This window comes from Enterobacter cloacae complex sp. IR5403, assembly GCF_049238705.1.
Lineage (GTDB): Bacteria > Pseudomonadota > Gammaproteobacteria > Enterobacterales > Enterobacteriaceae > Enterobacter > Enterobacter hormaechei_C.
In genome coordinates this window covers 214,588-239,375 of sequence record NZ_JBMKHP010000003.1, presented here as the reverse complement: position 1 = coordinate 239,375, position 24,788 = coordinate 214,588, and the positions used below count along the sequence as shown (strand labels likewise).

23 protein-coding genes and 1 pseudogene are annotated in these 24,788 nt (G+C 55.3%); 21 read left to right on the top strand and 3 right to left on the bottom strand.

Annotation, left to right across the window (positions count from 1 at the left end):
* Positions 1–21 precede the first annotated feature (21 nt).
* Positions 22–975, top strand: coding sequence for a LysR family transcriptional regulator (locus ACOTW6_RS06260; protein ID WP_062939385.1), 954 nt, complete (start codon positions 22–24; stop codon positions 973–975).
* Positions 976–1,019: 44 nt separating this feature from the next.
* Here the strand turns inward: ACOTW6_RS06260 and rne are convergent, their stop codons facing one another.
* Entirely contained in the window at positions 1,020–4,145 is a 3,126-nt protein-coding gene (rne, locus tag ACOTW6_RS06255; protein WP_062932032.1) for a ribonuclease E, read from the bottom strand.
* A 570-nt stretch (positions 4,146–4,715) separates the two neighbouring features.
* On the opposite strand from rne, the gene rluC reads away from it, so the two are divergent.
* Positions 4,716–5,663 (top strand): 23S rRNA pseudouridine(955/2504/2580) synthase RluC, encoded by a 948-nt coding sequence (rluC, locus tag ACOTW6_RS06250; protein ID WP_003857970.1) that lies wholly within the window; start codon positions 4,716–4,718, stop codon positions 5,661–5,663.
* Positions 5,664–5,795: 132 nt separating this feature from the next.
* Here rluC and ACOTW6_RS06245 read toward each other — a convergent pair whose 3' ends face one another.
* Positions 5,796–6,380 carry a Maf family protein gene (locus ACOTW6_RS06245; RefSeq protein ID WP_033487236.1) on the bottom strand — a complete coding sequence of 195 codons (585 nt, stop codon included), beginning with the start codon at positions 6,378–6,380 and terminating at the stop codon, positions 5,796–5,798.
* 140 nt (positions 6,381–6,520) lie between these two features.
* On the opposite strand from ACOTW6_RS06245, the gene yceD reads away from it, so the two are divergent.
* The 14 genes from yceD to ptsG all read left to right on the top strand — a co-directional run bounded on the left by yceD (position 6,521) and on the right by ptsG (position 18,847).
* Positions 6,521–7,042: a 23S rRNA accumulation protein YceD gene (gene yceD, locus ACOTW6_RS06240; protein ID WP_003857966.1), complete on the top strand. Its 522-nt coding sequence runs from the start codon at positions 6,521–6,523 to the stop codon at positions 7,040–7,042.
* Between the two features lie 16 nt (positions 7,043–7,058).
* Entirely contained in the window at positions 7,059–7,232 is a 174-nt protein-coding gene (rpmF, locus tag ACOTW6_RS06235; protein ID WP_003857964.1) for a 50S ribosomal protein L32, read from the top strand.
* Between the two features lie 81 nt (positions 7,233–7,313).
* Positions 7,314–8,348 (top strand): phosphate acyltransferase PlsX, encoded by a 1,035-nt coding sequence (gene plsX / locus ACOTW6_RS06230; RefSeq protein WP_017693638.1) that lies wholly within the window; start codon positions 7,314–7,316, stop codon positions 8,346–8,348.
* Positions 8,349–8,354: 6 nt separating this feature from the next.
* Positions 8,355–9,308, top strand: a complete 954-nt coding sequence (locus tag ACOTW6_RS06225; protein ID WP_003857960.1) for a beta-ketoacyl-ACP synthase III — start codon at positions 8,355–8,357, stop codon at positions 9,306–9,308.
* Positions 9,309–9,323: 15 nt separating this feature from the next.
* On the top strand, positions 9,324–10,253 hold the full coding sequence (fabD, locus tag ACOTW6_RS06220) for an ACP S-malonyltransferase (RefSeq protein ID WP_213788615.1): 930 nt from the start codon (positions 9,324–9,326) through the stop codon (positions 10,251–10,253).
* 12 nt (positions 10,254–10,265) lie between these two features.
* A complete protein-coding gene (gene fabG, locus ACOTW6_RS06215) occupies positions 10,266–11,000 on the top strand; it encodes a 3-oxoacyl-ACP reductase FabG (protein WP_213788616.1) in 735 nt (244 codons plus the stop codon).
* 154 nt (positions 11,001–11,154) lie between these two features.
* Positions 11,155–11,391 (top strand): acyl carrier protein, encoded by a 237-nt coding sequence (gene acpP, locus ACOTW6_RS06210; RefSeq protein WP_003857954.1) that lies wholly within the window; start codon positions 11,155–11,157, stop codon positions 11,389–11,391.
* Positions 11,392–11,482: 91 nt separating this feature from the next.
* A complete protein-coding gene (gene fabF, locus ACOTW6_RS06205) occupies positions 11,483–12,724 on the top strand; it encodes a beta-ketoacyl-ACP synthase II (RefSeq protein WP_003857950.1) in 1,242 nt (413 codons plus the stop codon).
* A 120-nt stretch (positions 12,725–12,844) separates the two neighbouring features.
* Complete coding sequence (gene pabC / locus ACOTW6_RS06200) at positions 12,845–13,654, top strand: aminodeoxychorismate lyase (protein ID WP_213788617.1); 810 nt, start codon at positions 12,845–12,847, stop codon at positions 13,652–13,654.
* A gap of 2 nt (positions 13,655–13,656) precedes the next feature.
* Positions 13,657–14,679, top strand: coding sequence for a cell division protein YceG (yceG, locus tag ACOTW6_RS06195; RefSeq protein WP_213788618.1), 1,023 nt, complete (start codon positions 13,657–13,659; stop codon positions 14,677–14,679).
* The gene (gene tmk, locus ACOTW6_RS06190; protein ID WP_003857946.1) at positions 14,669–15,310 is read left to right on the top strand and encodes a dTMP kinase; all 642 of its coding nucleotides are present in this window, start codon (positions 14,669–14,671) and stop codon (positions 15,308–15,310) included. The genes yceG and tmk overlap by 11 nt, the downstream gene beginning before the upstream one ends.
* On the top strand, positions 15,307–16,311 hold the full coding sequence (gene holB, locus ACOTW6_RS06185; RefSeq protein WP_213788619.1) for a DNA polymerase III subunit delta': 1,005 nt from the start codon (positions 15,307–15,309) through the stop codon (positions 16,309–16,311). The genes tmk and holB overlap by 4 nt, the downstream gene beginning before the upstream one ends.
* Positions 16,312–16,321: 10 nt before the next feature.
* The gene (locus tag ACOTW6_RS06180) at positions 16,322–17,116 is read left to right on the top strand and encodes a metal-dependent hydrolase (protein ID WP_015570819.1); all 795 of its coding nucleotides are present in this window, start codon (positions 16,322–16,324) and stop codon (positions 17,114–17,116) included.
* Between the two features lie 297 nt (positions 17,117–17,413).
* Positions 17,414–18,847: a PTS glucose transporter subunit IIBC gene (gene ptsG, locus ACOTW6_RS06175; RefSeq protein WP_003857942.1), complete on the top strand. Its 1,434-nt coding sequence runs from the start codon at positions 17,414–17,416 to the stop codon at positions 18,845–18,847.
* Positions 18,848–18,988: 141 nt separating this feature from the next.
* Here the strand turns inward: ptsG and fhuE are convergent.
* Positions 18,989–21,177: pseudogene (fhuE, locus tag ACOTW6_RS06170) on the bottom strand (ferric-rhodotorulic acid/ferric-coprogen receptor FhuE).
* A 353-nt stretch (positions 21,178–21,530) separates the two neighbouring features.
* On the opposite strand from fhuE, the gene hinT reads away from it, so the two are divergent.
* From hinT to nagZ, 5 genes are read left to right on the top strand one after another with little or no spacing between them, the layout of a single operon-like run.
* Positions 21,531–21,890: a purine nucleoside phosphoramidase gene (hinT, locus tag ACOTW6_RS06165; protein WP_006809243.1), complete on the top strand. Its 360-nt coding sequence runs from the start codon at positions 21,531–21,533 to the stop codon at positions 21,888–21,890.
* Position 21,891: 1 nt separating this feature from the next.
* Positions 21,892–22,266, top strand: coding sequence for a YcfL family protein (locus tag ACOTW6_RS06160; protein ID WP_003857939.1), 375 nt, complete (start codon positions 21,892–21,894; stop codon positions 22,264–22,266).
* Positions 22,267–22,279: 13 nt separating this feature from the next.
* The gene (gene lpoB, locus ACOTW6_RS06155) at positions 22,280–22,924 is read left to right on the top strand and encodes a penicillin-binding protein activator LpoB (RefSeq protein ID WP_085929697.1); all 645 of its coding nucleotides are present in this window, start codon (positions 22,280–22,282) and stop codon (positions 22,922–22,924) included.
* On the top strand, positions 22,905–23,729 hold the full coding sequence (gene thiK, locus ACOTW6_RS06150; RefSeq protein ID WP_213788620.1) for a thiamine kinase: 825 nt from the start codon (positions 22,905–22,907) through the stop codon (positions 23,727–23,729). The genes lpoB and thiK overlap by 20 nt, the downstream gene beginning before the upstream one ends.
* Positions 23,730–23,740: 11 nt before the next feature.
* Positions 23,741–24,766 carry a beta-N-acetylhexosaminidase gene (gene nagZ / locus ACOTW6_RS06145; protein ID WP_213788621.1) on the top strand — a complete coding sequence of 342 codons (1,026 nt, stop codon included), beginning with the start codon at positions 23,741–23,743 and terminating at the stop codon, positions 24,764–24,766.
* Positions 24,767–24,788 lie beyond the last annotated feature (22 nt).

The following is a 24,788-nucleotide window of genomic DNA, read 5'->3' as shown; positions in this document are numbered from 1 at the left end:
AAACGCTTATACGTGTGGCGTATGGGTAAAAATGGTATGAAAAGGTCTGAGCGTATAGATCGGGTAGAACTGATGCGAACGTTTGTTCGCATTGTGGAGGCGGGGTCTCTTTCTGCGGCGGCACGTCAGCTGGCAACAACCCAGGCCACGGTGAGCCGACGGTTGCAGTCGCTTGAGACCATGCTGGGAGTACGCCTGATGCTGCGCACGACCCATACGACCCGGCTGACCGATGACGGCGAACGCTGCTATCAGCATGCCCGACGGGTGATTGACAGCTGGCTGGCGCTGGAAGACGAGGTAGGGCAGACGGAAGATGAACCGGTTGGGGTGCTGAGGGTGCGCGCCCCGCACGCGTTTGGCCAGGATCAGCTTCTGAAACCGTTAACCGAATTTTTGCAGCGCTATCCCCAGCTTTCTGTTGAGTGGATGCTTAACGATCGCTCGGTTGATTTCCTCGGCGATAACCTTGACTGTGCTATTCGGGTGGGTGTGGAAGTCGATCCGGCAACCGTGTCCGTGCTGCTGGCTGAAGTGCCGCGCTCGGTGGTGGCGTCACCGGAATTACTGGCCCGTTATCCCGCGGTTAAAACGCCGGAAGATTTGCAACAGCTTCCCTGGATTGCCATCAGCTCTTTTTATCAACGCCATGTGGAGCTTTTCCACGATGCATCATCCGCCCCGGCGCGGGTTACCATTACGCCACGCCTGAGTACCGACAGCCTGTATGTGGCGCGCAATACTGCACTCACCGGGCTTGGCGTTGCGGTGGTATCCAGCTGGACGGTACAGGATGATATTCGGGAAGGAAGACTGGTGCATTTACTGCCAGAGTGGCAGCCGGCAGCGTTACCGGTACATCTGGTTTACCCCTGGTCTCGTTATTATCCGGCGCGCTTGCGGCGTTTTCTGGAGCTGATGCGGCAGATAATGCCGGAGGTCACCGGAATGAGAAAGCCCCTGCAACAGCCATAAAAAAGCCGACCCGAAGGTCGGCTTTCAGTCTTACTTAGCGTGCGTTATTCAACAGGCTGAGGACGGGTCGCTGGCGCAGTAGCCATGTGCGTCGCACTGTGACCACCGGCAGCACCTTTGCCTTCGAAGTTGAATGCCGGACGAACCCAGTCGCTATGGCGTGGCGCTTCAGGTACATACTCAGGTGCCGGGGCGCGAGTCATCGGCGCGGTAGCTACGTGAGCAGGCGCTGGAGCGGCAACGACCTCAACCGGCTCGGATTTCACTTCAGGCGCTTTGACCTCTTCGACAACAGGTTCAACCTGAATCTCGACGTCCTGAACAACCTCTTCCGTCACCGTCTCGACGGCAACGTCTGCGGGCTCTTCTGCTGCGGAGACCGGTTCAGCTTCCTCCGCGACTTCTTCAGCCACCACGGTATCTTCTTCGGCAATGATCTGCGGGGCGGCATCAACCGGCGCAGCAATCACTTCAGGATGGGTCGTTTCCACTTCCACAGCCTGCGGTGCCGCCGTGTCAACAACCTGCGGTTCAACCACGGTTGCTGCTTCAGTCACGACATCTTCCACCGCTGCTACCGGTGCAATCACCTCTTCGGTCACAGCCTGTTCTTCAACAGCCTGCTCCGGGCGAGCAACTGGATAACGGATCCAGACTTTACCGGATGCCATCTCAGGTGACGCGCACGCCACGGTCAGCGGCATTGGCGACTGAGTCGGGTAACGCTCGTCACGGTAACGACGACGACGCTGACCGCTCACGCGCAGATGACGCGGAGAACGACGGGAGCGACGCGGCATACCTGCGTTGTCACGGTTTTCGCTGCTTTCGTCCTGCTCAACCTGATTTTCCACTACGGCTGGCAGGTCAACTTTTGCAACCTGGGTACCCGTTGTGCTTTCTGCTGCTTCAACCGCGATAACGTCGTTTTCTTCCGTCTGAATAGCACCCACACGTACTTTCTGGGTCAGCTGACGCTGCTTACGACGCGGCATAACCTGAGTACGCTCTTCCTGCTCCGTGTCCTGCTGTTCAACAGGCGCTTCGCGGTTCAGGTTTTTGACTTCCTGCTGGGCCTGGCGTTTCTCGTCGTTACGACGACGGTTACGCTCGCGGCGAGGCTGCTGCTCGTCACGCTGTTTGCTCTTCTCGGACTCATCGCCCGCCTGCTGGCGAATCTCACGATCTTCAACGTTCTGCTGTTGCTTCTCGCGACGGTTGCGACGGTTGTCCTCGCGTTGTTCACGACCTTCGTTGTTCTCGGAACGATTATCACGGCGCTCGTTACGATCGCTACGGTCGTTGCGGTCGTTGCGGTCATTGCGATCGCGACGATTGTTCTGACGCTTACGACGATCCTGCTGACGCTCTGGTTTCGCTTCTTTTGGCGCTTCTTTCGGCTGCTCAGGCTGAACTTCTTCGCCAGCAAACATTTTTTTCAGCGCGCCGAAGAAGCGGCTCAGGAGACCCGGCTGCTCAGGCTGCGCTTTTGGCGCGGCAGGGGCTGCCTTTTGCACGGCAGGTTTTGCCGCTGGTTTTTCCAGCGTCGCTTCCGGCGGGGCTTCCGGCATGATGAAGGTTGCTAATGCAGGCTGCTCAGGCAGTTTACGCTCGGCAGGCTCTTCATCAGATGGCAGCGCCATTTCTTCTTCATGCAGCTTCGGCAGCAGGTAGCTGAGGGTGCTTGTCTCTTCGCCTTTACGCACGCGCAGTACATGATAGTGCGGAGTTTGCATCTCGTCGTTTGGCACGATGATGCAGCGAACGCCGCCCTGACGCGCTTCGATTGCACTCACCGCTGCACGTTTTTCGTTCAGCAGGTAGGAGGCAATCGGCACCGGAACAATGGCGTGAACCTCTTTGGTGTTCTCTTTCAGCGCTTCTTCTTCAATCAGACGCAGAATAGAGAGGGAGAGCGATTCATTGTCACGCACGGTACCTGTCCCGGAACAGCGCGGGCAGACGTGATGGCTGGACTCGCCGAGTGACGGGCTGAGGCGCTGACGGGACATTTCCAGCAGGCCGAAGCGCGAGATATGGCTAATCTGGATACGTGCGCGATCCTGGCGCACCGCTTCACGCAGACGGTTTTCAACCGCACGCTGGTGGCGAACCGGGGTCATGTCGATGAAGTCGATAACAATCAGACCACCCAGGTCGCGCAGGCGGAGCTGGCGGGCGATTTCATCAGCGGCTTCAAGGTTGGTGTTGAAGGCAGTCTCTTCGATGTCGCCGCCGCGGGTTGCACGCGCGGAGTTGATATCGATAGCGGTCAGCGCTTCGGTGGTATCAATAACGATAGAACCGCCGGACGGCAGACGCACTTCACGCTGGAAGGCAGACTCGATCTGGGATTCAATCTGATAGTGGCTGAACAGCGGGATTTCACCGGTGTACAGTTTAATTTTGCTGGTGAAATCCGGGCGACCCAGCGCGGCGATGTGCTGGCGAGCCAGCTCAAGCACTTTCGGGTTATCAATCAGAATTTCACCGATGTCCTGACGCAGATAATCACGGAAGGCACGCACAATGACGTTGCTTTCCTGGTGGATCAGGAACGGAGCAGGACGGCTCTCAGCCGCTTTCTTAATGGCTTCCCAGTGCTTCAGGCGGAAGCTCAGGTCCCACTGCAACGCTTCGGCAGATTTGCCGACGCCTGCGGTGCGCACGATAAGGCCCATGCCGTCTGGCAGTTCAAGACTTGCCAGCGCTTCTTTCAGCTCGGTACGGTCATCGCCTTCGATACGGCGAGAGATGCCACCCGCACGCGGGTTGTTTGGCATCAATACCAGATAGCTTCCTGCCAGACTGATAAAGGTGGTCAGTGCGGCGCCTTTGTTGCCACGCTCTTCTTTATCGATCTGGACGATAACTTCCTGACCTTCACGCAGAACATCTTTAATGTTCGGACGGCCATGGGAGTTGTAGTTTGCAGGAAAATATTCGCGGGCGATTTCTTTGAGAGGAAGGAAACCGTGACGCTCAGCACCGTAATCGACAAATGCAGCTTCAAGGCTTGGTTCAATGCGGGTGATTTTGCCTTTGTAAATGTTCGCTTTTTTCTGTTCGTGTCCAGGACTTTCGATATCCAGATCGTACAGGCGCTGCCCATCCACAAGGGCGACACGCAACTCTTCTTGCTGAGTTGCGTTGATTAACATTCTTTTCATCGTAACTTACTCGTTATTCTTACATTGACGACAAAGCTGCGGGCAAGGTGACGCTTTCCGGGGTATGAACCGATGGCCTCGTGTCTATTCACGTCGCCAACCTCACGGTTGTCGCTCGCTTAAGAGGCGCAGAGTGTCGGTTGCCTGTGTTTCATACGGAAACACAGCGCAATTATCAGGGGAATTGCCTGGGAAAACTCTCCAGAGAACAATCCTTATACCGGGAAGTACTGCAACCCGCAGCCCGCTAACTGCCTGAAAGATCAATACGTCTTACGCCATTGCTGCGTGGATGATCGGTCAGACAAAATTGGTCATTCCGTCGACATCCTTACAAAACCCGGATTTAACGCGGAAAACGGATTCATTATTCCACTGCTCGCCGGGTTATAGCAAGATGACTTTTACCAATTATCACCCGGTTACTCACAGTTTCTTCACTTCAACGGGGTGATTGGTTTAATAACCACCAAATCGATTGCGCGAAAGGGGAGTGGTCCGGATAAAAGTAAATATAAGCATAGAAAAATGAGTGGCGCTAATGTCTGACGCTATTTAGAATCGCCAACCATGAAAACAGAGACTCCAGCCGTAAAAATGGTTGCCATCGCCGACGACGAGGCGGGGCAACGTATCGATAATTTTTTGCGCACCCAGTTGAAGGGCGTGCCAAAAAGTATGATTTATCGCATCTTGCGTAAGGGCGAGGTGCGGGTGAACAAAAAACGCGTGAAGCCCGAGTATAAGCTCGAGGCGGGCGATGAAGTCCGTATTCCACCGGTACGTGTTGCAGAGCGTGAAGAAGAGGTCGTTTCTCCGAAGCTGCAAAAAGTCGCGGCCCTGAGCGACGTTATCCTTTATGAGGACGACCACATTCTGGTGCTGAATAAACCGTCCGGAACGGCGGTACACGGGGGGAGCGGCCTGAGCTTCGGCGTGATTGAAGGGTTACGCGCGCTGCGCCCGGAAGCGCGTTTCCTCGAACTGGTTCATCGTCTTGACCGTGATACTTCTGGCGTACTGCTGGTGGCGAAAAAGCGTTCTGCGCTGCGTTCACTGCATGAACAGCTGCGCGAAAAAGGGATGCAGAAAGATTATCTGGCGCTGGTGCGCGGCCAGTGGCAGTCCCACGTGAAAGTGGTGCAGGCGCCGCTGCTGAAAAATATTTTGCAAAGCGGCGAGCGCATTGTTCGTGTTAATCAGGAAGGGAAACCGTCTGAGACGCGCTTTAAAGTCGAAGAGCGCTACGAATTCGCCACGCTTGTGCGCTGTAGTCCGGTGACAGGGCGTACTCACCAGATTCGCGTCCATACCCAGTTTGCGGGCCATCCGATTGCGTTTGATGACCGCTATGGCGATCGCGAATTTGATAAGCAGCTGGCGGGGACCGGGCTGTCGCGTCTGTTCCTGCATGCGGCAGCGCTGAAGTTCACCCATCCTAATACCGGTGAAGTTATCCGTATTGAAGCGCCGCTGGATGAGCAGCTTAAACGCTGTCTTAAGGTTTTGCGCGGCTAAGGTAAACGTCAAACGGCAACGAATGTTGCCGTTTTTAATGTTTGCTCCCTCTCCCTGTGGGAGAGGGCCGGGGTGAGGGCATCAGGCCGCAGCGTAGTAGGCCCATGCAAGCGAAGCGCCGCTGGGCAAAAGTCACATCGTCAGTGGATTACACTCTTCTCGCCTTAACATCTGGCACAGCGCAATCAGCGGCAACCCCACCAGCGTGTTGGGATCGCGACCATCCAGCTTGTCGAACAGCGCAATCCCCAGCCCTTCACTTTTAAAGCTCCCCGCACAGTTTAGCGGACGTTCCCGACGCACATAATCCATAATCTCCTGCTCGCTGAGATGACGGAAGTGCACGTCGAAGGGTTCACATTCCGTTTGCAGATGGCCTGAGGCGGAGTTGTAGAGCGCAAGACCCGTATAAAAGGTTACGATAGTGCCACGTGCTCGCATCAACTGCTGGCAGGCGTTTTCTTCCGTATGCGGTTTACCGGTGATTTCGCCGTCCAGTACACAAACCTGATCGGAGCCTATAATCAGATGTGCGGGGTAACGTACGGCCAGTGACTGTGCTTTCTCTTTCGCGAGACGGGTCACCAGATGACGCGGTGACTCGCCCGGCTGTGGCGTTTCATCCACCTCCGGCGTGGCGCATTCAAACGGGATCCCGAGCTTTTCCAGCAGCATTCGGCGATAAGGTGAAGTGGAAGCAAGGACGAGATTTGGCATATTTTTATCACCAGATATAGCGTATCGATGCCAGCCATTTTAAACTACAGGCCGCAATGTGTGCGAATAATTGGCAAAAGGCAGCTCTGGTTGCCTTTTTCTTTGACTCTATGACGTTACAAAGTTAATATGCGCGCCCTATGCAAAAGGTAAAATTACCCCTGACTCTTGATCCGGTTCGTACGGCTCAAAAACGCCTCGATTACGAAGGAATCTATTCTTCCGATCAGGCTGAGCGTATTGCCGAATCTGTAGTCAGTGTGGACAGTGATGTAGAATGCTCCATGTCGTTCGCTATCGACAACCAGCGTCTCGCCGTGTTAACCGGTGATGCAAAGGTGACGGTAACGCTCGAATGTCAGCGTTGCGGGAAACCGTTTGTACAGCATGTTCACACAACGTATTGTTTTAGTCCGGTTCGTTCTGACGAACAGGCTGAAGCACTCCCGGAAGCGTATGAGCCGATTGAGGTTAACGAATTCGGTGAAATCGATCTTCTGGCGCTGGTTGAAGATGAAGTCATCCTCTCCCTGCCAGTCGTTCCGGTGCATGATTCTGAACACTGTGAAGTGTCCGAGGCGGACATGGTCTTTGGGGAACTGCCTGATGAAGCGCAAAAACCAAACCCATTTGCCGTATTAGCCAGCTTAAAGCGTAAGTAATTGAGGAGTAAGGTCCATGGCCGTACAACAGAATAAACCAACCCGTTCCAAACGTGGCATGCGTCGTTCCCATGACGCGCTGACCGCAGTTACCAGCCTGTCTGTAGATAAGACTTCTGGTGAGAAACACCTGCGTCACCACATCACCGCTGACGGTTTCTACCGCGGCCGCAAGGTTATCACTAAGTAATCACGCGTCAGCGTGATTAGGCTTAGTGAGGAACTTCCCCGTGCAAACGGGGAGTTTACCGAACCAGGCTGCGACGATACCTTGACACGTCTAACCCTGGCGTTAGATGTCATGGGGGGAGATTTTGGCCCTACCGTGACAGTGCCTGCAGCATTGCAGGCACTGAATTCTAATTCGCAACTCACACTTCTTTTAGTCGGTAATCCCGACACAATCACGCCATTACTTGCAAAAGCTGACTTTGAACAACGTTCGCGTCTGCAGATTATTCCTGCGCAGTCAGTTATTGCCAGTGATGCCCGGCCATCGCAGGCTATTCGTAATAGCCGCGGTAGCTCTATGCGAATGGCGCTGGAGCTGGTGAAAGAAGGGCGAGCGCAGGCTTGCGTCAGCGCGGGAAATACTGGCGCGCTGATGGGGCTGTCGAAATTATTGCTCAAGCCGATTGAGGGCATTGAGCGTCCGGCGCTGGTGACGGTGTTACCGCATCAGCAGAAGGGCAAAACGGTGGTGCTGGATCTGGGCGCTAACGTGGATTGTGATAGCACAATGCTGGCTCAGTTTGCCGTTATGGGGTCGGTGCTGGCAGAAGACGTGGTCGGGATTAACAATCCCCGCGTTGCGTTATTGAATATTGGTGAAGAAGAGACCAAAGGCCTGGACAGTATCCGCGACGCTGCGGAAATACTCAAACAGGTTCCCTCCATCAACTATATTGGTTATCTCGAAGCCAATGAGTTGCTGACGGGCAAAACGGATGTATTAGTGTGTGATGGCTTCACCGGAAACGTGACGTTGAAGACCATGGAAGGGGTCGTGCGAATGTTCCTTTCTCTGCTGAAATCGCAGGGAGAAGGTAAAAAAAGGTCCTGGTGGCTGATTTTATTAAAGCGTTGGTTACAAAAAAGCCTGACGCGGCGATTCAGTCACCTCAACCCCGACCAGTATAATGGCGCCTGTCTGTTAGGATTGCGCGGCATCGTGATTAAGAGTCATGGCGCCGCCAATCAGCGAGCATTTACCGTCGCGATTGAACAGGCAGTGCAGGCGGTGCAGCGACAAGTCCCTCAGAGGATTGCCGCTCGCCTGGGATCTGTATTAGCTAAAAGTGACTGAGCGTACATGTATACGAAGATTTTAGGTACCGGCAGCTACCTGCCAAAACAAGTGCGTACCAACGCCGATCTTGAAAAAATGGTAGATACGTCTGACGAGTGGATTGTCACGCGCACAGGTATCCGTGAACGTCGTATCGCCGCGCCAGACGAAACTGTGTCCACCATGGGCTACGAAGCCGCTCAGCGAGCGCTTGAGATGGCTGGCATTGATAAAGAACAGATCGGGCTTATTGTGGTGGCGACCACCTCTGCCACGCATGCCTTCCCAAGCGCAGCGTGCCAGGTGCAGAACATGCTCGGTATCAAAGGCTGCCCGGCATTTGATGTTGCAGCAGCGTGCGCGGGTTTCACCTATGCGCTGAGCATCGCCGATCAGTATGTAAAATCGGGCGCCGTAAAATATGCGCTGGTGATCGGTGCTGACGTGCTGGCGCGTACCTGCGATCCAACCGATCGCGGAACGATCATTATTTTTGGCGATGGCGCGGGCGCGGTGCTGCTGGGGCAGTCCGAAGAGCCGGGCATCATCTCCACGCACCTGCATGCCGATGGCCGCTACGGCGAGCTGTTAACGCTGCCTAACGCCGATCGCGTTAATCCGGACAGTTCGATTTACCTGACAATGGCGGGTAACGAAGTGTTTAAAGTGGCCGTGACTGAACTGGCTCACATCGTTGATGAGACGCTGGAAGCGAACAATCTGGACCGCGCCGCACTCGACTGGCTGGTACCTCATCAGGCTAACCTGCGTATTATCAGCGCGACGGCGAAGAAGCTGGGCATGTCTATGGATAACGTTGTGGTGACGCTCGATCGCCACGGCAACACCTCTGCGGCATCGGTACCGTGCGCATTTGACGAAGCGGTACGCGATGGACGAATTAAACGGGGCCAACTGGTCTTGCTTGAAGCCTTTGGTGGCGGGTTCACCTGGGGTTCCGCGCTGGTTCGTTTCTAGGATAAGGATTAAAAAATGACGCAATTTGCTTTTGTGTTCCCGGGACAGGGCTCGCAAACTGTTGGGATGTTGTCTGAAATGGCAGCAAACTATCCGGTTATTGAAGAGACTTTCCGTGAAGCCTCTGACGCGCTGGGTTATGATCTGTGGGCGCTGACCCAACAGGGCCCCGCTGAAGAGCTGAACAAAACCTGGCAGACTCAACCGGCACTGCTGGCAGCCTCCGTCGCATTGTGGCGCGTATGGCAGCAGCAGGGCGGCAAAGCGCCGACGCTGATGGCGGGTCATAGCCTGGGTGAATACTCTGCGCTGGTCTGCGCAGGGGTGATTGCCTTCGCTGACGCGGTAAGCCTGGTTGAATTGCGTGGTAAATTCATGCAGGAAGCGGTGCCAGAGGGCACGGGCGGCATGTCTGCCATCATCGGTCTGGATGATGCGTCTATCGCTAAAGCCTGTGAAGAATCTGCTGAAGGTCAGGTCGTTTCTCCGGTAAACTTTAACTCGCCAGGCCAGGTGGTTATCGCGGGTCATAAAGAAGCGGTTGAGCGTGCAGGCGCTGCCTGTAAAGCTGCGGGCGCAAAACGTGCACTGCCCCTGCCGGTGAGCGTGCCGTCTCACTGCGCGCTGATGAAGCCCGCTGCCGATAAGCTGGCGGTTGAGCTGGAAAAAATGACCTTTAACGCACCGACGATTTCCGTTGTGAATAACGTCGATGTGCAGTGCGAAACCGCGCCGGAGGCTATCCGTAACGCGCTGGTTCGCCAGCTCTACAGCCCGGTTCAGTGGACTAAAACCGTTGAATTTATGGCGTCTCAGGGCGTTGAACATCTGTATGAAGTTGGTCCAGGTAAGGTACTTACCGGTCTGACAAAACGTATTGTAGACACCCTGACTGCCTCGGCGATTAACGAGCCGGAAGCCATGAAAGCGGCACTCTCGCAATAAAAGAGGAATACCATGAGTTTTGAAGGAAAAATTGCCCTGGTGACCGGCGCAAGCCGCGGTATTGGGCGCGCTATTGCTGAAATACTGGTTGCGCGCGGCGCGACGGTGATCGGGACTGCGACCAGTGAGAATGGCGCACAGGCCATCAGCGACTATCTGGGTGCGAACGGTAAAGGTCTGGTACTGAATGTGACTGAACCAGCATCTATCGAATCTGTTCTGGAAAATATTCGCGCAGAGTTTGGCGAAGTGGATATTCTGGTCAATAATGCCGGGATCACTCGCGACAACCTGCTGATGCGAATGAAAGACGACGAGTGGAACGATATTATCGAAACCAACCTGTCATCTGTATTCCGTCTGTCAAAAGCGGTAATGCGCGCTATGATGAAAAAGCGTCATGGTCGTATTATCACTGTAGGTTCTGTGGTTGGTACCATGGGAAATGCTGGTCAGGCTAACTACGCTGCGGCGAAAGCAGGTCTGATCGGTTTCAGTAAGTCGCTGGCGCGTGAAGTCGCGTCCCGCGGAATTACTGTAAACGTTGTTGCTCCGGGCTTTATTGAAACGGACATGACGCGTGCGCTGACTGATGAGCAGCGTGCGGGTACGCTGGCGGCAGTTCCGGCGGGTCGTCTTGGCGACCCTAAAGAAATCGCCAGCGCGGTTGCATTTTTAGCCTCTGACGAAGCGGGTTACATCACTGGTGAAACCCTCCACGTCAACGGCGGGATGTACATGGTTTAATCACGATCGAAAATATTTGCGTTATTTGGGCAAATGGCCTCAAAATAACGTAAAATCGTGGTAAGACCTGCCGGGATTTAGTTGCAAATTTTTCAACATTTTATACACTACGAAAACCATCGCGAAAGCGAGTTTTGATAGGAAATTTAAGAGTATGAGCACTATCGAAGAACGCGTTAAGAAAATTATCGGCGAACAGCTGGGCGTTAAGCAGGAAGAAGTTGTGAACTCCGCTTCCTTTGTTGAAGACCTGGGCGCAGATTCTCTTGACACCGTTGAGCTGGTAATGGCTCTGGAAGAAGAGTTTGATACTGAGATTCCGGACGAAGAAGCTGAGAAAATCACCACCGTTCAGGCTGCCATTGATTACATCAACGGTCACCAGGCGTAAGTGAACATCTCCAGGCGGTCATTCGACCGCCTGAGTTTTATCTTTTGTTGTCCCACGAATCTCTTTTTTTATCCCTCCCTGGAGGACAAGCGTGTCTAAGCGTCGTGTAGTTGTGACCGGACTTGGCATGTTGTCTCCTGTCGGCAATACCGTAGAGTCCACCTGGAAAGCTCTCCTTGCCGGTCAGAGCGGCATCAGCCTAATCGACCATTTCGATACTAGCGCCTATGCAACGAAATTTGCTGGCTTAGTAAAGGATTTTAACTGTGAAGAGATCATCTCGCGCAAAGAACAGCGCAAGATGGATGCCTTCATTCAATATGGAATTGTCGCTGGCGTTCAGGCCATGCAGGATTCTGGCCTTGAGATTACGGAAGAGAACGCGACCCGTATCGGCGCCGCTATCGGCTCCGGGATTGGCGGTCTTGGTCTGATTGAAGAAAACCATACATCTCTGATGAATGGCGGCCCGCGTAAAATCAGCCCGTTCTTCGTTCCGTCTACGATTGTCAACATGGTGGCAGGTCACCTGACCATTATGTTCGGCCTGCGTGGCCCAAGCATCTCAATCGCGACAGCCTGTACGTCTGGCGTGCATAACATCGGCCAGGCCGCGCGTATCATTGCGTACGGCGATGCAGATGCTATGGTTGCGGGCGGCGCTGAAAAAGCCAGTACCCCGCTGGGCGTCGGTGGCTTCGGTGCAGCGCGTGCGCTCTCTACCCGAAACGATAATCCTCAGGCGGCGAGCCGTCCGTGGGATAAAGACCGTGATGGTTTCGTGCTGGGTGACGGTGCAGGCATGATCGTACTGGAAGAGTACGAACACGCGAAAAAACGTGGCGCGAAAATTTATGCTGAAGTTGTTGGCTTTGGCATGAGCAGCGATGCTTATCACATGACGTCTCCTCCAGAGAACGGCGCAGGCGCTGCGCTGGCGATGGAAAACGCCATCCGTGATGCGGGCATTACCCCGGCACAGATTGGCTACGTTAACGCGCACGGGACGTCTACCCCTGCGGGCGATAAAGCAGAAGCGCAGGCTGTTAAGTCTATCTTCGGTGAATCTGCCAGCCGTGTGCTGGTGAGCTCCACGAAATCCATGACCGGTCACCTGCTGGGTGCTGCGGGGGCAGTAGAATCAATCTACTCTATTCTCGCGCTGCGCGATCAGGCTGTACCGCCAACCATCAACCTGGATAACCCGGATGAAGGTTGCGATCTGGACTTCGTTCCTCACGAAGCGCGCCAGGTTAGCGGTATGGAGTACACCCTGTGTAACTCCTTCGGCTTCGGTGGGACTAACGGTTCTCTGATCTTCAAAAAGGTCTGAGTCTGATTAGTCGCTGACGATAAAAAAGGTCCGCTTGCCGGGCCTTTTTTATTAGGTGAAATCCCCTTGTCCGGCTGCTCACATCCTGCCAGACTGAGCCTCCACGCATAAGGAGCCACCATGTTTTTGATTAATGGCCTTGAGCAAGAAACGCTGCCAGCCAGCGACAGGGCGACCCAGTTTGGCGATGGCTGTTTCACGACTGCGCGTATTCTCGACGGTGGCGTGTGTCTGCTCGGGGCCCATATCCTTCGTTTACAAAAAGCCTGCGAAGCATTACTGATCCCCTTTTCGCAGTGGGACATTCTTGAAAGTGAAATGCGTAGGCTGGCCTCAGATAAAGCAAGCGGCGTCCTGAAAGTCATTATCAGCCGCGGGAGCGGTGGCCGGGGTTATGGCGGATCTGCCTGTCTGCATCCTACGCGGGTCCTTTCCGTTTCAGATTATCCTTCCCATTATGCGCACTGGCGTGAAGAGGGCGTAGCCCTGGCGCTAAGTCCGGTACGTCTGGGGCGAAACCCGATGCTCGCGGGTATAAAGCATCTCAACCGCCTTGAACAGGTGCTTATTCGTACTCATCTTGAGCAGACGGAGGCCGGGGAGGCGCTGGTTCTTGACAGCGAAGGGTACATTACGGAATGCTGTGCGGCTAATTTACTCTGGCGGAAGGGCAGTGATGTGTTCACGCCTTCGCTGGAGCAGGCCGGCGTCAACGGCATTATGCGGCAGTTTTGTCTGCACCAGCTGGCACGCGCAGGCTTTCGCGTTGTCGAAGTCAACGCTAAGGAAGAGGCGCTGCTGGCTGCCGATGAAGTCGTTATCTGCAATGCGCTGATGCCCGTTGTCCCCGTTCGCGCTTATGGCCGCAAATGCTGGTCATCACGCGAGCTGTTCCAGTTTCTGGCCCCGTTATGTGAGCAAACCAGGTAGTCATGAAGAAAATGTTACGCTTTGTCCTCCTTCTTATCGTTGCGTTCGGTATCGCTGGCGGAGCGGGAGTGTGGAAAGTCCGTCAGCTGGCGGAGAGTCAGATCCTGATAAAAGACGAGACGATTTTTACCCTGAAAGCGGGGACCGGGCGGCAGGCGCTTGGTCAGCAGCTGTATGACGACAAAATTATCAATCGCCCACGCGTATTCCAGTGGCTGCTGCGTATTGAACCGGACCTGTCTCATTTCAAGGCCGGTACCTATCGCTTTACCCCTGGCATGACCGTGCGCGAGATGCTGCAACTGCTGGAGAGTGGTAAAGAAGCCCAGTTCCCGCTGCGTTTTGTGGAAGGTATGCGTCTGAGCGATTACCTCAGGCTGCTGCGGGACGCTCCGTACATCAAGCATACGCTGAAAGATGACCGCTACCAGACCGTGGCAGACGCCTTAAAATTCGAACATCCCGAGTGGGTGGAAGGCTGGTTCTGGCCCGATACGTGGATGTATACGGCAGGCACGACGGATGTGGCCATTCTGAAGCGCGCGCATAACAAAATGGTCGCGGCGGTAGACGCTGCCTGGAAAGGGCGAGCAGAAGGCCTGCCTTATAAAGATCAAAACCAGTTCATGACGATGGCCTCGATCATCGAGAAAGAGACGGCCGTTGCTGCCGAACGTGACCAGGTTGCCTCGGTGTTTATTAACCGTCTGCGCATCGGCATGCGTTTGCAAACCGATCCTACCGTCATCTACGGCATGGGCGAAAACTACAACGGCAGGATTTCCAGAAAAGATCTGGAGACGCCAACGGCGTATAATACCTACGTGATTAGCGGCCTGCCGCCTGGACCGATTGCGACGCCGAGTGAAGCATCGTTGAAGGCCGCCGCTCACCCGGCCAAAACGCCGTATCTCTATTTTGTGGCTGACGGAAAAGGGGGGCATACCTTTAATACCAACCTGGCCAGCCATAATCGCTCCGTTCAGGACTATCTGAAGGCACTTAAGGAAAAAAATGCGCAGTAAATACATTGTCATTGAGGGACTCGAAGGGGCGGGCAAAACCACCGCCCGTAACGTGGTGGTGGATACGCTTACGTCGCTTGGCGTCGCCGACATGGTCTTTACCCGCGAGCCGGGCGGTACGCAGCTGGCGGAAAAACTGCGCAGCCTGGTTCTGGATATCAAATCCGTTGGTGATGAAGTTATTACCGACAAAGCGGAAGTGCTGATGTTCTATGCGGCGCGCGTTCAGCTGGTGGAGACGGTGATTAAACCCGCTCTGGCAGAAGGGAAATGGGTGATTGGCGATCGCCACGATCTCTCAACCCAGGCGTATCAGGGCGGTGGCCGGGGTATCGACCAGACCATGCTGGCTACGCTTCGCGACGCGGTTCTGGGCGATTTCCGTCCTGACCTGACGCTGTATCTGGACGTGACCCCTGAGGTGGGCCTGAAGCGCGCCCGTGCCCGCGGCGAACTGGACCGCATTGAACAGGAGTCTTTTGATTTCTTTAACCGCACCCGTGCGCGTTATCTGGAACTGGCCGGGCAGGACAAGACCATTCGTACCATCGATGCGACGCAATCCCTTGAAGACGTTACGCGTGACATTCAGCAGACCGTTACGCAGTGGCTACAGGAGCAGCAGGCATGAAATGGTATCCATGGTTGCGCCCACACTTTGAACAGCTGATCGGCAGCTATCAGGTTGGTCGGGGGCATCATGCGTTACTGATCCAGGCGCTGCCGGGAATGGGTGATGATGCGTTGATTTACGCCATCACCCGCTTTCTGATGTGCCAACAGCCGGAAGGACATAAAAGCTGCGGTAAATGCCGGGGTTGCCAGCTCATGCAGGCGGGCACGCATCCTGACTATTACACCCTCGAACCCGAGAAGGGCAAAAATACGCTCGGTATCGACGCGGTGCGTGAGGTCAGTGAGAAACTGTACGAATATGCGCGTCTGGGGGGGGCGAAAGTGGTGTGGCTGAACGACGCCGCGCTGCTCACGGAAGCCGCCGCCAACGCCCTGTTAAAAACCCTGGAAGAGCCGCCAGAGAATACCTGGTTTTTCCTCTCCTGCCGCGAGCCGGAACGCTTGCTGGCGACGCTGCGCAGTCGCTGTCGCCTTCACCACCTTGCTGTCCCTCAGGAATCCTGGGCGCTCGCCTGGCTTGGGCGAGAAGTGACGGTGTCACAAGACGCGGCGCGCTCGGCGTTGCGGCTGTGCAGCGGTGCGCCTGCGGCTGCGCTGGCCCTATTGCAGCCGGAGGTGTGGTCCCAGCGTGAAACGCTGTGTCGTGCGGTTGAATCAGCCCTCGACAGCCATGACTGGCTGAGCGTGCTGCCAGCGCTGAACAGCGATCAGGCTCCGGAACGGCTACACTGGCTGGCCGCACTGCTGCTGGATGCGCTCAAAATCCAGCAGGGGGCGACGCTTCTGACTAACCCTGACGCGTGGACGCTGGTCACCACGCTGGCGAATCGCCTTTCAGGGCAGTCGCTGCACGCTATCCTTCATGATATCTGCCAGAGTCGTGAACAACTATTGACAGTGACCGGTCTCAATCGCGAGCTTTTACTGACCGACCAGTTACTGCGTATCGAACACCACCTGCAACCGGGCGTCATACCGCCGGTTTCCCACCTCTGAGAGAGACATTATGTTTTTAGTCGACTCACACTGCCATCTCGATGGCCTGGATTATCAATCCCTGCATAAAAATGTGGACGACGTGCTGGCGAAAGCCGCCGCGCGCGATGTGAAATTTTGCCTGGCCGTGGCGACCACGCTGCCGGGTTACCGCTCCATGCGTGAACTGGTAGGCGAGCGCGATAATGTCGTCTTCTCCTGCGGCGTGCATCCGCTGAATCAGGATGAAGCGTACGACGTTGAGGATTTACGCCGTCTTGCCGCAGAAGAGGGCGTAGTGGCGATGGGCGAGACCGGCCTGGACTATTTCTACACCCCGGAAACGAAACCTCGCCAGCAGGAATCTTTCCGCAACCACATCCGTATTGGCCGTGAGCTGAATAAGCCAGTTATCGTTCATACCCGCGATGCGCGCGCCGACACGCTGGCGATCCTGCGGGAAGAAAAGGTGACGGATTGCGGTGGCGTACTACACTGTTTCACAGAAGACAGAGAAACGGCGGGTAAGCTGCTTGATTTAGGCTTTTATATCTCGTTTTCGGGGATCGTCACGTTCCGCAATGCTGAACAACTGCGTGATGCGGCGCGCTATGTTCCGCTGGATCGTATTCTGGTGGAAACCGATTCCCCGTACCTGGCGCCGGTGCCTCATCGCGGCAAAGAGAATCAGCCAGCGATGACCCGGGATGTCGCTGAGTATATGGCCGTTCTGAAAGGCGTCAGTATTGAAGAGCTGGCTCGCGTGACAACGGAAAACTTCGCCAGCCTGTTCCATATCGACCCCGCCCGCCTGCAATCTGTCTGATACACCTGTTATTTTTAGGCTCGTAATTAATACGTAAAACGAGTAAAGTTCACCGCCTCATTTGGGGCGGTGATGGCGTTTTTAGACACATCCAGACATGCTTTATGTAAATATCTGCAAGTTTTTTGGCCGTCTTGAACTGAAACGTGATAGCCGTCAAACAAACTCAGAGGGAATTATTTTACTCTGTGTAATAAATAAAGGGCGCTTAGATGTCCTGTCCACGGCGCGGTACTCCCCCCGGGCCAATGCGTGAAAACGTAAAAAAAGCACAAATACTCAGGAGCACTCTCAATTATGTTTAAGAATGCATTTGCTAACCTGCAAAAGGTCGGTAAATCGCTGATGCTGCCAGTATCCGTACTGCCTATCGCAGGTATCCTGCTGGGTGTCGGTTCTGCAAACTTCAGCTGGCTGCCAGCCGTAGTGTCCCACGTGATGGCCGAAGCAGGCGGTTCTGTTTTTGCTAACATGCCGCTGATCTTCGCTATCGGTGTTGCTCTGGGCTTCACCAATAACGACGGTGTATCCGCTCTGGCGTCTGTTGTTGCTTACGGCATCATGGTGAAAACCATGGCTGTGGTTGCGCCGCTGGTACTGCATTTACCTGCTGAAGAGATTGCCGCTAAGCACCTGGCGGACACCGGTGTTCTCGGTGGTATCATCTCCGGTGCGATTGCAGCGTATATGTTTAACCGCTTCTATCGCATCAAGCTGCCTGAGTATCTGGGCTTCTTCGCGGGTAAACGTTTTGTGCCGATCATTTCTGGTCTGGCCGCGATTTTCACCGGTGTGGTTCTGTCCTTCATCTGGCCACCAATCGGTACGGCAATCCAGACCTTCTCCCAGTGGGCGGCTTACCAGAACCCGGTTGTGGCGTTCGGTATCTACGGCTTCATTGAGCGCTGCCTGGTACCATTTGGTCTGCACCACATCTGGAACGTTCCATTCCAGATGCAGATTGGTGAATACACCAACGCAGCAGGCCAGGTGTTCCACGGCGACATCCCACGCTACATGGCGGGTGACCCAACGGCAGGTAAACTGTCTGGTGGCTTCCTGTTCAAAATGTACGGTCTGCCGGCTGCCGCAATTGCGATCTGGCACTCTGCTAAACCAGAGAACCGTGCAAAAGTGGGCGGTATCATGATCTCCGCAGCGCTGACCTCGTTCCTGACCGGTATCACCGAGCCGATCGAGTTCTCCTTCATGTTCGTTGCGCCGATCCTGTACATCATCCACGCGGTACTGGCAGGTCTGGCATTCCCAATCTGTATCCTGCTGGGTATGCGTGACGGTACGTCCTTCTCTCACGGTCTGATCGACTTCATCGTTCTGTCCGGCAACAGCAGCAAGCTGTGGCTGTTCCCAATCGTGGGTGCGGGCTACGCAGTGGTGTACTACACCGTCTTCCGCGTGCTGATCAAAGCACTGGACCTGAAAACGCCGGGTCGTGAAGATGCAACGGAAGACAGCAAAGCCGGTGCGACCAGCGAAATGGCGCCTGCTCTGGTAGCTGCCTTCGGTGGTAAAGAGAACATCACTAACCTGGACGCGTGTATCACTCGTCTGCGTGTGAGCGTTGCCGACGTGGCGAAAGTAGACCAGCCGGGTCTGAAAAAACTGGGCGCAGCGGGCGTCGTTGTTGCAGGTTCTGGTGTTCAGGCAATCTTCGGTACGAAATCCGATAACCTGAAAACCGAAATGGATGAGTACATCCGCAACAACTAATCTGTGACCTGGGGAGACTAAGGCAGCCGAATGGCTGCCTTTTTTATTACTGCGGTTTGTGGCGCCGGGTGGCGGCTGCGCCTTACCCGGCCTACGTGATGGGTAGGCCCGGTAAGCGCAGCGCCACCGGGCTTCTGTCACTCAGAAATCGTAGCTCGCGCTCACCGAGACGTTCAGCGGCGCACCATACACTACATAAGAGCCGACATAGTCGTAATACTCTTTGTCGAACAGGTTGTTGACGTTAGCCTGCACCGCAAAATCTTTGGTGACCTGATAACGGCTGAACAGGTTCACCAGCCCATAGCTGCCTTGCTCCGCGCGGGACGTCCTGCCGGACCGCCTTCCACGTCCGTCCACACTTTGTTCTGCCAGTTTACGCCACCGCCAACGGTCAGTTCCGGCAGCATTGGCAGCTGATAGCGGGTGAAGAGCTTCATGGTTGTGCGCGGCTGATCGGAGCTGACGGCGTTGCCATTTTTATCTTCTGCGATATAACGCGTCGCGCCGAAGGTCAGCTGCCAGTTATCGGTCAGGGCACCGTTGAGCTCGAACTCGACCCCTTTGCTGACCACCCCGTCCAGCGATTCATAGATCGACTCACCGCTCGGCATGTAGGTATAGGTGTTGCTGGCGACGTTATCCTGCTCAATGCGGAAAATCGCCAGCGAGGTGGTGAGGCGGGTATTAAACCAGTCCGCCTTCACCCCGGCTTCGTAGCTTTTGCCCGTGGTAGGGTCGAGATAACGTCCGCTGGCATCGCGCTTATCCTGCGGCTGGAAGATAGAGGTATAGCTGACGTAGGTCGACCAGTCCTCATTGATGTCATACACCAGGCCGGCGTACGGCGTGACATCATCTTTGGTGCTTTCCAGACGGGTATTCGGCGATCCTGCCGGGTTATAACGAATGTTATATTGGGTGTAGCGCGCGCCCAGGATCAGGTGTAGCGGATCGGCCAGCGAGAAACGAGCCGACGAATAGGCTGAAGACTGGCGAATATCATCCTTGCTGTAGAGTTTCCACGGCGTCCACTGCGGATCGGCGATGTTCCCGTTCCAGTTCTTAAAGTTGCCGACATCAACCATGCCGTATACCGCATCCGGCATAGAGTTGTCGTAATGGTTACGCTGACGGCTGAAGCTGCCGCCGAACATCATTTCGTGCTGACGGCCAAAGAGATCGAAGCCGCCGCGCAGGAAGGCGTCAACCGCATCCTGTTTACGTTCCCCACGATTCCAGCCGCCGTAACCCACCAGGCCCGCACCGGTCTCTTTATCCGGATAGCCGGACATATACATCAGTTTGGAGTCGAAGTTGGTTTCAGCATGCATACCGTTAATGTGCGCTTCCCAGCCATTATCGAAACGCTGAGTCAGGTTAGCGAAGATGCGGGTGCTGTCTTTATCTGAATAAGCCCAGTCAGGCGCGACGGTCTGGCTGCGATTGTAGTGGGTCTTACTTCCGTCGCTGTACCAGGTCGGCAGCCCGCCCCATGTCGGGTCGGCGGTATGGCTTTCCTGATATTCATACCCTACCGAGAGGGTGGTGCTGTCGGTGACATCCGCGTCCATCACACCGTAGAGGAATTTCTTCCGGTAGTGGTAGTTATCCACGAAGCTGTCGTTATCCTGATAACCGGTGATCAGACGGCCCCGTACCTTACCTGACTCCACCAGCGGCGCCTGGAGATCCAGCACGTAGCGCTGCTTGTCCCAGCTGCCGTAGCTGGCGGAGACGTTACCTTTAAATTCCGGGCTGTCCGCATGCTTACGCACCATATTAACGTACGCCGCCGGGTTGCCCGTGCCGGACATCAGGCCGGTGGCGCCGCGAACCACTTCGATACGGTCATAAATCGCGGTATCGGCGGCGGTATCACCAAAGTTCCACACTTCACTGATGGAGGTTGGCAGGTCGTCATAGGCGTAGTTGCTGACGAAAAAGCCGCGTGAGTAAAACACGGTACGGTCGCTGTCCTGCACCTGGGCCGTAATGCCCGTGGTGTTCGTCAGCACCTGTCCGATGGATTGCAGATTCTGGTCAGCCATACGCTGCTGGCTGATAACGCTGACGGACTGTGGGATGTCGCGGGGAACCAGCAACAGTTTGGTGCCGGTGGTGGTGGTTTTTACGCTGTAATCCTGATCCTGGCTGGCAGAAAGATCCTGTGTGTTGTCAAAACCCCCGTCTACGACGACGGTATCTTCGGTGGTTGAAGCAGCGAAAGCGGCGGTTGGCGTCAATGCCATAGCAATGCAGGCGGCCAGCAACGAAGGTGTTGCGGCAGGCTGACGTTGCCCATCCCTGGTGTGATTAATGAAAGACATCATCAAACCCTTAGTGAATGGTGAAGGTAATTCGCGACAGTCCCGCTAGCACGGGCTGACGTCGTTTTCTATGTTAAAAATGCGCATGAAAATGCAAATGCGAAATATACGCATTGTGATTAACGCTGTAAACAGATGTTTCGGGATGAACTGAAATAAGGTTTCAGAAAAGAAATGTCCTAAAGCGATGCCTCTTCAGCCAGATGGGGGACAATCAGGAAAGAAATCACGGGAGAAGGTTGAAAGGACAGGAGAAACTCGCTCATACTCTTGTCTTGTGTCACGCAGTAAATCAGACAATGTGTGTTAACAACGGACGCACGACGCCAGATTAAACTTAAAAGGAAAAGGTCATGGCTGAAGAAACGATTTTCAGTAAAATTATCCGCCGCGAAATTCCGTCGGATATTGTCTATCAGGATGAACTGGTCACGGCTTTCCGCGACATTTCTCCCCAGGCGCCGACGCACATCCTTATTATTCCCAATATTCTGATCCCGACCGTTAATGACGTTAAAACCGAGCATGAAGTGGCGCTGGGCCGTATGCTTACGGTGGCCGCGAAAATCGCTGAGCAGGAAGGGATTGCTGAAGACGGATACCGTCTGATCATGAACTGTAATCGCCATGGCGGCCAGGAAGTCTATCATATTCATATGCATCTGCTGGGTGGACGTCCACTGGGACCGATGCTGGCACATAAAGGTCTTTAATATGTTAACTGGGCGTATTGCAGCGCTGATCGTGACGCTGGTAATGGTTGGGTGCAGCGCGCGTCCTGCCATCCCGGTCAGTGAAGAACAGACGCTGGTGATGGAGTCCTCAGTGCTTGCTGCGGGCATCACGGCGGAGAAGCCTTCGCTGACCATAAGCGAAATCCAGTCTTCAGCCTCCTCTACGCTCTATAACGAAAGGCAAGAGCCAGTGACGGTGCATTATCGCTTCTACTGGTATGACGTGAGAGGTCTTGAGATGCACCCGCTTGAGGCGCCGCGCAGCGTGACCATCCCGGCAAGATCGTCGGTCACGCTCTACGGCAGCGCCAGCTATCTGGGTGCACATAAGGTGAGACTTTATCTTTATTTGTAAGGAGTGAACCTTGATTAAAACAATGAGCCGTTATGCGCTCCTGAGTGCCTTTGCACTCTTTCTGGCGGGTTGTGTGACGCGAACGGAAGAACCTGCACCGGTGGATCAGGCGAAGCCGGGAACGGAACAGCCAACAACGCCAGCGCAGCCTGTTCCAACCGTGCCGTCTGTACCGACCATTCCGGCGCAGCCTGGCCCGATCGAACATCCGGACGACACCGCACAGCCTGCGCCGCGAGTGCGCCACTATGACTGGAACGGCGCAATGCAGCCGATGGTGGGCAAAATGTTGCAGGCACAGGGCGTTACGCCTGGCAGCGTGCTGCTGGTGGACAGCGTGAACAACCGTACAAACGGTTCCCTGAATGCGGGAGAAGCGACGGAAACCCTGCGCAACGCGCTGGCAAACAACGGTAAATTTACGCTGGTCTCAGCCCAGCAGCTCGCGGTCGCCAAGCAGCAGCTTGGTCTGTCGCCTCAGGACAGCCTGGGTTCGCGCAGTAAAGCGATTGGTATCGCCCGCAACGTTGGCGCGCAGTATGTCCTTTATTCTAACGCGACAGGCAACGTGAACACGCCGTCGTTGCAGATGCAGTTAATGCTGGTTCAGACCGGCGAAATTATCTGGTCAGGTAAAGGTGCCGTTACGCAACAATAAGCGCACGCGTCATGACGTCCTGACGCGTTATTTCCCTCAGTACCGTGTTATCGCGCCGCAAGCCCCCGCCGGGCTTGGCGACGCGAGTTGCATTATTGAGCGTGGCGACCATCGGCTGGTTTTACGTCAGCATCACGATGCCGCCGCGCCTGCCTCCCATTTCCGTCGCCAGTTCCGCGCCCTGAAGCGCCTGCCCGCCGACCTTGCGCCACAACCTCATCTTTTTATCAGAGACTGGATGGCGGTGGCGTTTATTGCGGGTGAGATCAAAAGCGAGCTTCCCGATACGCCTGCGCTGGCAGCCATGCTGTATCATCTGCATCGCCAGCCGCGTCTGGGCTGGCGGGTCACGTTACTTCCTTTGCTGGATCGCTACTGGCAGCAGGCGGCGCCTGGACGACGCACGCCCTACTGGCTGGCGCAGCTTAAGCGGCTGCGTAAAGCGGGAGAGCCGCAGGCGTTACGTCTGGCGCCGCTGCATATGGATGTCCACGCGGGGAATATCGTTCATACCACGGCAGGCGAGAAACTTATCGACTGGGAATATGCCGGGGACGGTGACGTGGCGCTCGAACTCGCTGCGGTCTGGATGCCTGATGAGGCCTCGCGCGAGCAGCTGATAACCGCCTATGCCCGAAACGCCAATATCAATGCGCTCACCCTTGCGCGGCAGGTCGCGCGCTGGCGTCCGTGGGTGTTGATGCTGATGGCGGGATGGTTTGAAATGCGCCTTCAGCAGACAGATGACAAACAATTTATTGCGCTGGCAAATGATGCCTGGCGTCAGTTACAAACGAAAGGATAAGAGAGGTTGGTGTGGGTCCAGTAATGTTGGATGTCGAAGGGTTTGAGCTGGATGCGGAAGAGCGCGAAATTCTGGCGCACCCGCTGGTAGGGGGGCTGATTCTTTTCACCCGCAATTATCATGATCCGGCACAGCTGCGCGAGCTGGTTCGCCAGATCCGCGCGGCGTCACGCAATCACCTGGTGGTGGCCGTAGACCAGGAAGGGGGGCGCGTGCAGCGTTTCCGCGAAGGGTTTACCCGTTTACCCGCCGCGCAATCTTTTGCTGCGCTGCTGGGGACCGAGGAGGGCGGTCAACTGGCGCAGGACGCCGGCTGGCTGATGGCCAGCGAGATGATCGCCATGGATATCGACATTAGCTTCGCCCCGGTGCTGGACGTAGGACACATTAGCGCGGCAATTGGTGAGCGTTCGTATCATGACGATCCGCGTATCGCGCTGGCAGTGGCGACGCGCTTCATTGACGGTATGCATGCTGCGGGCATGAAAACCACCGGCAAACATTTTCCGGGCCACGGGGCGGTGACGGCGGATTCCCATAAAGAAACCCCGCGCGATCCGCGCCCTGAAGCAGACATTCGCGCGAAAGACATGTCGGTTTTCCGCTCGCTGATCGCGGATAACAAGCTGGACGCCATCATGCCTGCGCACGTCATCTACAGTGAGGTCGATCCGCGTCCGGCCAGCGGCTCTCCACACTGGCTGAAAACCGTGCTGCGTCAGGAGTTAGGCTTCAATGGTGTAATTTTCTCTGACGATTTATCCATGGAAGGGGCGGCGATCATGGGAAGCTATGCTGAACGTGGGCAGGCTTCGCTGGATGCGGGTTGCGATATGATCCTCGTCTGCAATAATCGTAAAGGGGCGGTGAGCGTGCTGGATAACCTGTCGCCGATCAATGCTGAACGTGTTACACAATTGTATCATAAAGGTTCATTTAGTCGTCAGGAGCTGATGGACTCGGCGCGCTGGAAAACGGTAAACGCGCGGCTTGAAGCCCTGAACGAGCGCTGGCAGGCACATAAAGCAGCCCTTTAATACATCCCGGAAGGCGTAGCGT

Coding starts and splice junctions, on each gene's coding strand:
- acpP (WP_003857954.1), top strand. CDS start 11,155: ATGAGCACTATCGAAGAACGCGTTAAGAAAATTATCGGCGAACAGCTG.
- ACOTW6_RS06225 (WP_003857960.1), top strand. CDS start 8,355: ATGTATACGAAGATTTTAGGTACCGGCAGCTACCTGCCAAAACAAGTG.
- hinT (WP_006809243.1), top strand. CDS start 21,531: ATGGCTGAAGAAACGATTTTCAGTAAAATTATCCGCCGCGAAATTCCG.
- rne (WP_062932032.1), bottom strand. CDS start 4,145: ATGAAAAGAATGTTAATCAACGCAACTCAGCAAGAAGAGTTGCGTGTC.
- ptsG (WP_003857942.1), top strand. CDS start 17,414: ATGTTTAAGAATGCATTTGCTAACCTGCAAAAGGTCGGTAAATCGCTG.
- rpmF (WP_003857964.1), top strand. CDS start 7,059: ATGGCCGTACAACAGAATAAACCAACCCGTTCCAAACGTGGCATGCGT.
- ACOTW6_RS06160 (WP_003857939.1), top strand. CDS start 21,892: ATGTTAACTGGGCGTATTGCAGCGCTGATCGTGACGCTGGTAATGGTT.
- pabC (WP_213788617.1), top strand. CDS start 12,845: ATGTTTTTGATTAATGGCCTTGAGCAAGAAACGCTGCCAGCCAGCGAC.
- ACOTW6_RS06180 (WP_015570819.1), top strand. CDS start 16,322: ATGTTTTTAGTCGACTCACACTGCCATCTCGATGGCCTGGATTATCAA.
- ACOTW6_RS06245 (WP_033487236.1), bottom strand. CDS start 6,380: ATGCCAAATCTCGTCCTTGCTTCCACTTCACCTTATCGCCGAATGCTG.
- fabD (WP_213788615.1), top strand. CDS start 9,324: ATGACGCAATTTGCTTTTGTGTTCCCGGGACAGGGCTCGCAAACTGTT.
- rluC (WP_003857970.1), top strand. CDS start 4,716: ATGAAAACAGAGACTCCAGCCGTAAAAATGGTTGCCATCGCCGACGAC.
- yceD (WP_003857966.1), top strand. CDS start 6,521: ATGCAAAAGGTAAAATTACCCCTGACTCTTGATCCGGTTCGTACGGCT.
- fabG (WP_213788616.1), top strand. CDS start 10,266: ATGAGTTTTGAAGGAAAAATTGCCCTGGTGACCGGCGCAAGCCGCGGT.
- tmk (WP_003857946.1), top strand. CDS start 14,669: ATGCGCAGTAAATACATTGTCATTGAGGGACTCGAAGGGGCGGGCAAA.
- ACOTW6_RS06260 (WP_062939385.1), top strand. CDS start 22: ATGGGTAAAAATGGTATGAAAAGGTCTGAGCGTATAGATCGGGTAGAA.
- yceG (WP_213788618.1), top strand. CDS start 13,657: ATGAAGAAAATGTTACGCTTTGTCCTCCTTCTTATCGTTGCGTTCGGT.
- holB (WP_213788619.1), top strand. CDS start 15,307: ATGAAATGGTATCCATGGTTGCGCCCACACTTTGAACAGCTGATCGGC.